Raw genomic sequence first — 6631 nt, 5'->3', positions numbered from 1 at the left:
CGCCGTCGCCCGCTGAATCCGCTCATCCGCATGCCCCGGACGATCCAGCGCGGGCGACCACGCGAACGTCCCCGACGCGAACACCAGAGCACCACACACCTCCCCCACCCGCCGCACCTCACCGCAAGCCGCAACCCACACGGCCCCGATCGGGTCCGCCCGCCTCACCCCCGCTTGCAGATCCGATCCAGCAGATTCGCCGTCGCCCGCTGAATCCGCTCATCCGCATGCCCCGGACGATCCAGCGCGGGCGACCACGCGAACGTCCCCGACGCGAACACCAGAGCACCACTCGGGGCACGGTAGAGCGAGGTCTCCTGGTGGCGGACGACCCCCGCCGTGTCCTCGTACGGCGAATGGGCCAGCAGGATGCGGCGGAGGTGCTCGGGCAGGACCGTGCGCGGGAAGTAGCGGTCGGCCTCGCCCGCGACCAGGCCGGGCAGCTCATCGCCCTCCTCCGCGCCCGTGGCCTCCCACAACCAGTGGCCGGCGTTGCGCACGATCAGCGGGCTCGGCTCGGGCACCCGGCCCGCGTACTGGATGCCGATCAGCTGCTGTTCGGGCGCGGTCTCCCGCCACAGCGCCGAGCGGCCGGGACCGCGGCGCTTGCGACAGGTCAGCAGCCGGTCCGGACCGGAGGGCGAGGCGGTGAGCTCGACCTGCCAGTACATGGTGTTGGCGGAGAGGAAGACCAGCGAGGTGCCGCTGTCGCGGGCCGATTCCACGGTGCGGCGCATCGGCGCCGACCAGTACTCGTCGTGGCCGGGGAAGACCAGCCCCCGGTAGCGGGTGGGGTCGACCCTGCCCGCATGCAGATCGCTCATCTCGGCGTAGGCCAGGTCGTAGCCGTAGCGCTCGGCCCAGCGGATGAAGTCGTACGCGTGGCCCACATGGAGGGGCAGCCCCGCGCCCGCGTACGGCCGGTCGAAGGAGACGGTGATCGCCGCCTCCGACTCGCCCAGCAGTTTTCCCTGCTCGTCCCAGGCGTGGTAGAGGCTGGCGCCGGTCCGGCCGTCCTCCGGGTAGAGGTTGTACGCCTGCCAGGTGAGGTCGGGGAGGACGAGGAGGAGATCGGCGGGGCGGGGGTCGCGGACGGTGAACGGGATGTGGCTGCGGTAGCCGTCCACGGTGGTCAGCACCGCGACATAGGCGCCCGGCTTCCAGTACGAGGGGATCTGCAGCCGCCAGGACAGCCACCAGTGGTGGCAGGAGACGGTGCGGTCGGCGGTGAGCGGGGGCGGCTGGACGATCCCGGACAGCCGGGGGCTGGTGGTGATCTTCAGCGCGCCGGCGCCGTCGTAGTAGCCGATGCGGTAGATGTCCACGCCGAACTGCTGGGGCGGGTCCACCGTGATCCGGAAGTCGATGGCCTCGCCGGGGGCCGCCGCGGAGGCGGAGGGGAAGCCCTTGATCTGCCGGTGGACATCGTCGGCGGTGCGGGGGCCGGGGATCCTGGCGGGACCCTTCGCGCGGACCCGCTCGGCCGCCCGGTCGATGGCCCCGGAGTGCTGGACATGGTCGACGTACCACGGGACCACCCGCCCGGTGTCGTCGAAGTAGTTCTCACTGTCGCGCAGCCAGGGCAGCGGGCCCTGGCCGAAAGGATCCGTCACCGCGTGCGCGAGCGCTCCTGACTCCCAGCGCCGGATCTGGTCCGTCCCCACAATTGTTCCCCTCCCCTGCGTGCCCGGCGGCGCCTCGCCTCGCTGTCCTCGCACACCGCACCGCAGCGGGTCCGGCCTTGTGGGCCGGGCTGCGGGGCCGGTCTGGCGGTCCGGGCCGGTGGGCCGGAACTCGTGGGCCGGGCGGACAGCGACCGGTCCAAGCACATCACATTACGCACCTACTCCGTCACCGATAGTCGCTAATCTGCCGGAACAGACGCCGAACACGCGACAAGGCTGGACATAGGAGCGAATCCGGCGCGGTATGCGCGCCTACACCAGTCGGACCGGCTTTTCCGGACGAACCCCCACCTCGCCCAGCCAGGCGCGCAGCGGCCCGTCGTCCCCGTCCTCCACCAGGCTCAGCACCGGATGGGCCAGATCGGCCCGCCGCCGCCCGCCGACGAGCAGTGCGGGCCCGTCGAGCCAGTCGAGGCCGGGGGCCGCGCCCGCGGTGTCCACGGCGGCGCAGCAGACCATGGCGGTGACATGGTCGGCGAGCAGCTCGCGGCCGGTGCGCGGGGGCTGCAGGGGGAACGCCGGGGCGAAGTCGTCGATCCACGGGTCGCCGCCGGACCCACCGGCGGCCCCCTCCGCCCCCGCCGCGGGGCCCTGGCCGTACGCCCGGGTGGCGGCGGCCTCCTCACGGGCCACCTCGACGCTGAGCCGGGCGGCGAGCCCGGGGGCGCCGCCGTCGGGGGCCTCGGCGGGGTCGGCCGCGGTGGCGCTGAGCCGGTCCATGACCCGGGCCAGGGTGGGCGGCGCGGGCGCGCTCACGGGGGCCGGTGCGCGAGCGGCGCCGACGAGGTCGTGGGTGTCCTCCCGCTCGTCCAGGAGCCGGTTCAGCCGGGCGGCCTCCTGCCGCCATTTGCGGTCCACGACCTCTTCCGGATACGCGCTCCAGTCGACCGGGGACCAGTCGGGGCCCGGCTCCGGCGGGCCGCCGTGGAAGAGGCGGGCGGCCAGCAGCGAGGTGGCCTCGTCTATCACCCCGGGCTCCTCCAGGAGGTCACAGGCCGGGCGCTCGCTCAGCCGGGAGGTGAACCCCTCGGCGAGCCGGTCGCGCCGGGAGAGCTCGGTGAGCGCCGAGACCACGCCCGCGTCCAGCCGGGAGGGCCAGCGGCCCATCCGCCAGGCGGGCAGCGCGACCCGGGTCAGCAGCCGGTCCCAGCCCGCGTAGGCGAGGCCCACCTGCTCCTGGGCGACGATCCGCAGCCCGTAGTCGACCGACTGGGCCCGCTCGGAGGCGGCCGCGGCGACCGCGCGCTCCATCTCGGCCGCATGGTCCCGGCAGCCGCGCAGCAGCAACCGGGCGACCCAGCCGACGAAGGCGAAGGCGGGGCGGCGCACCACCGCCACCAGGGCGGGCGCGGGGCCGGACGACGGCTCGCCGCCCTGGGCCGCGACGGCCACGGCGGCGTCCAGCCCGCGCACGAAGCGGCGGGCGGAGGCTATGTCGGGATGGACGGACGGGCCGGTGCCCGCCACCACCGGGGCGAGCAGCGCGCGCAGCTCGGCGACCCGCATCCACCACAGGAACGGCGAGCCGATCACCAGCACCGGCGCCTGCGGGACCCGCCGCTCGGGGCGGTCCACGATCCGGTCCGCGCCGGCCGCGGGACCGGGGGCGCCCCGTGCGGAGCGGGGCTCCTCTACCGCCAGGGCGCCGCGGTCCCTATGCTCCCGGCGCTGGGCGTGCGCCGGATGCGTACGGTCCTCCAGCCAGCTGTCGCAGTCGGGGGTGAGCGCTATGGCCGAGGGCGCGGGCACCTCCAGGCGCTCGGCCAGATCGCGCACCAGCCGGTAGAGATCGGGTGCCGTCTCCTCGGCGATGGGCACCGTCGGGGTGAGCGCGGGTCTGGCCCGGACGACCACGGCGGCCACGGCCGCCGCCAGCAGCAGGACCAGCAGAGCTCCACCGGTCACCACCCAGCGCAGGGCCGTCCAGCCCTGGTCCTGGGAACCGCCGACGCTGCCGGTGGCGCTTCCGGCGAGCAGCACGACGGCGGCCGCGGCCGGGAGGAGTGCGACCGCGAGCGCCGTGCTCCGGATGCGCAGTACCGCAAGGGCGCGAGCGCGCGCCGCCAGGGCACCTGCTTCGGTACCTGCCACGGTTCTCATCACCCCCTACTGTCCGGCCGATGTTTGAACAGCGGACGACGGCGGCGTTGTCTCCCCACCCACTGTCGCACTGGCCGCCCACTCCGCAATGCCGGTGGGCCAGTTGCCGCACCTCGCCTGAGCGGCACACTAGTTGGGGGCCGGGCGTGCGTCAGCAGGATGCGGAAGCGCTCACCCGATGGAATGGCCTTGGGTAAAACCGGGAACTTCGCGATGGCGACGCCTGGCCCCGTGTGAACAGGCGGAAGCGGCCTTCGGGGCCGTTCACGGGCCCGCCTGGGACACCGCTTGAGACTCTTCTTACAACTCGTCCTTACGAGCCTTACAGCTTGTGCTTACGGGTCTTACAGCTTGTCCTCACGGGTCTTACAGCTTGTCCTCACGGGTCTTACAGCTTGTCCTCACGAGGCCGCTTCGGCCGCCGCCTTCGCGGCGATGTCGGAGCGGTGGTGCGAGCCCTCCAGCCCGATCCGGCCCACCGCGCGGTAGGCCCGCTCGCGCGCCTTCGCCAGGTCGGAGCCGGTCGCGGTGATGGAGAGCACCCTGCCCCCCGCGCTGACCACCTCACCGGACGCGCCGTCCCGCTTGGTGCCCGCGTGCAGGACGTACGCCTTGGGGCCGTCCTGCTCGGCCACCTCGTCCAGCCCGGTGATCGGGTCGCCGGTGCGGGGGGTGTCCGGATAGTTGTGCGAGGCGACGACCACGGTCACGGCGGCGCCGTCGCTCCAGCGCAGCGGCGGCTCGGCATCCAGGCGGCCGGTGGCGGCGGCGAGCAGCACCGCGGCCAGCGGGGTCTTCAGCCGGGCCAGGACCACCTGGGTCTCCGGGTCGCCGAAGCGGGCGTTGAACTCGATCACCCGCACCCCGCGCGAGGTGATCGCCAGGCCCGCGTACAGCAGCCCGGAGAAGGGCGTGCCGCGGCGGTGCAGCTCGTCGACGGTGGGCTGGCAGACCGTGGCCACGACCTCGTCCACCAGCTCCGGGTCGGCCCAGGGCAGCGGCGAGTACGCGCCCATGCCGCCCGTGTTCGGGCCCTCGTCGCCGTCGTGGGCGCGCTTGAAGTCCTGGGCGGGCTGGAGCGGGACCACGGTCTCGCCGTCGGTGATCGCGAAGAGGGAGACCTCCGGGCCGTCCAGGAACTCCTCGATCACCACCCGGCCGCAGGCCAGCGCGTGCGCGCGGGCGGCCTCGACGTCCTCGGTCACCACGACGCCCTTGCCCGCGGCCAGGCCGTCGTCCTTGACGACGTACGGCGCGCCGAACGCGTCCAGCGCCTCGTCGATCTCGGCGGGGGTGGTGCACACATACGCGCGGGCGGTGGGCACGCCCGCCGCCGCCATCACGTCCTTGGCGAACGCCTTGGAACCCTCCAGCTGCGCCGCCTCGGCGGACGGCCCGAAGGCCGGGATCCCCCGTTCGCGCACGGCGTCGGCCACCCCCGCCACGAGGGGTGCCTCCGGCCCCACGACCACGAGGCCCACCCCCAGGGAGGCGGCGAGGTCGGCGACGGCGGCGCCGTCGAGCACGTCGACCGCGTGCAGCTCAGCCACCTCGGCGATGCCGGCGTTGCCGGGGGCGCAGTGCAGTGCGGTGACGTCGGGGTCGAGGGAGAAAGCGCGGCACAGGGCATGTTCGCGGGCGCCGCCGCCGATGACGAGGACCTTCACGGTATGCAGCCTATTGCCTCGGGCTCGGGCCGCTGTGCGGTGGGGGCTGCCACCCGGCGCGCGCCGGAGCCGCTGCGCCAGAGCTGCTGCGCTGGGGGCCGCTGTGCGCTGGGCTGGCTCCGCGCTGGGGCCGCTGCCGCGCCGGGCAGCGCCCTGGGCGGGTGGGTGAGGTGTTCGGCCGCGGGTGGCGTCTCGCACCTCCGGCGCATGGACGCGGCCCGGCCGGGCCGACCAGCCCCGGATCCGGTGCGCGGGACACTCTTTTGGGTGAGGAGTGGGCGGCCCTATACCCGATGGGGCAGCTCTTACGGGCTGAAAACCCGTGATCGGGTCTTCGTGGCCAGCCGTTCGGCGGTAGGAATGGTGGTCGCGCATCAGCCGCGCGCCAGGAGAAACGCCGCCGCAGAGGGAGTTGCACGGTGAGTCAGCCGGAGATGCAGCCCGAGGGGCTCCCTCGGCAGGAGGGTGCGAGGAACCAGGGTGACCTGCTCGGTCGGCCCTTCCCGCACGGCGACTGGGGGGAGCCGGCGGAGCGGCTCGACGAGTTGTACGGGTGGGTCGAGGAGGGCGCCCTGGAGGTCGCGGGGTGGTACCTCGCCGAACGGGTGTGGAAGCGGCGGACCGCCCGGGTGCTGCGGGTGGGCGCCGCGGTGGCGGCGGTCGTGGCGGGCGTGCTGCCGCTGCTGGATCTGAACGGGGCGCTGGACGGTGGCGCGGGCTGGGGCGCGCTGGCACTGCTGCTGGCGGCCGCCTGCGTCGGCGGTGACCGGTTCTTCGGGCTGACATCCGGCTGGATGCGGGATGTGGCCACGGCGCAGGCGGTGCACCGGCGGCTGGAGGCGCTGCAGTTCGACTGGGCGTCGGAGAGCGTGCGGGAGGTGCTGGGCCCGACCGAGGGCACCGCGAGCGAGGCTGTGGAGCGGTGTCTGTCGGTGCTGCGACGGTTCTGCGAGGACGTGTCGGAGCTGGTGCGGGCCGAGACGGCGGGCTGGATGGTGGACTTCGGGTCCGGTTCGGCGCCGCTGGTCACGCAGGCGCTGATGGCCCAGGGCTCCCGTCCGGACAGCGGGAGCCCCACGAGCCGCTTTCCGCTGCCGCCGGGCCCCGCCCGGCCCAATATGCCGCGGCAGCGTCCTCCCGAGCCGCCCCGCTGACGACCGCGGCGCCTGTCGCAGACGC

At 74.3% G+C, this 6631-nt stretch carries 4 protein-coding genes; 1 reads left to right on the top strand and 3 read right to left on the bottom strand.

What is annotated here, in order from left to right; all coding sequences use genetic code 11:
* Positions 1 to 164: 164 nt before the first annotated feature.
* From ACFYOY_RS06570 to purD, 3 genes are all read right to left on the bottom strand, one after another.
* A complete protein-coding gene (locus tag ACFYOY_RS06570) occupies positions 165 to 1664 on the bottom strand; it encodes a N,N-dimethylformamidase beta subunit family domain-containing protein (RefSeq protein WP_351883211.1) in 1500 nt (499 codons plus the stop codon).
* A 273-nt stretch (positions 1665 to 1937) separates the two neighbouring features.
* A complete protein-coding gene (locus ACFYOY_RS06565; protein ID WP_388585206.1) occupies positions 1938 to 3785 on the bottom strand; it encodes a hypothetical protein in 1848 nt (615 codons plus the stop codon).
* Positions 3786 to 4186: 401 nt separating this feature from the next.
* Positions 4187 to 5452, bottom strand: coding sequence for a phosphoribosylamine--glycine ligase (purD, locus tag ACFYOY_RS06560; protein WP_351883215.1), 1266 nt, complete (start codon positions 5450 to 5452; stop codon positions 4187 to 4189).
* Positions 5453 to 5871: 419 nt separating this feature from the next.
* Between purD and ACFYOY_RS06555 the strand changes: the two genes are divergently transcribed.
* Entirely contained in the window at positions 5872 to 6606 is a 735-nt protein-coding gene (locus tag ACFYOY_RS06555) for an SLATT domain-containing protein (RefSeq protein ID WP_388585203.1), read from the top strand.
* Positions 6607 to 6631: the final 25 nt, after the last annotated feature.

The organism is Streptomyces sp. NPDC007875 (assembly GCF_042868035.1).
Classification (GTDB): Bacteria; Actinomycetota; Actinomycetes; order Streptomycetales; family Streptomycetaceae; genus Streptomyces; species Streptomyces antimycoticus.
This window is presented reverse-complemented; position numbering and strand designations above follow the sequence as displayed.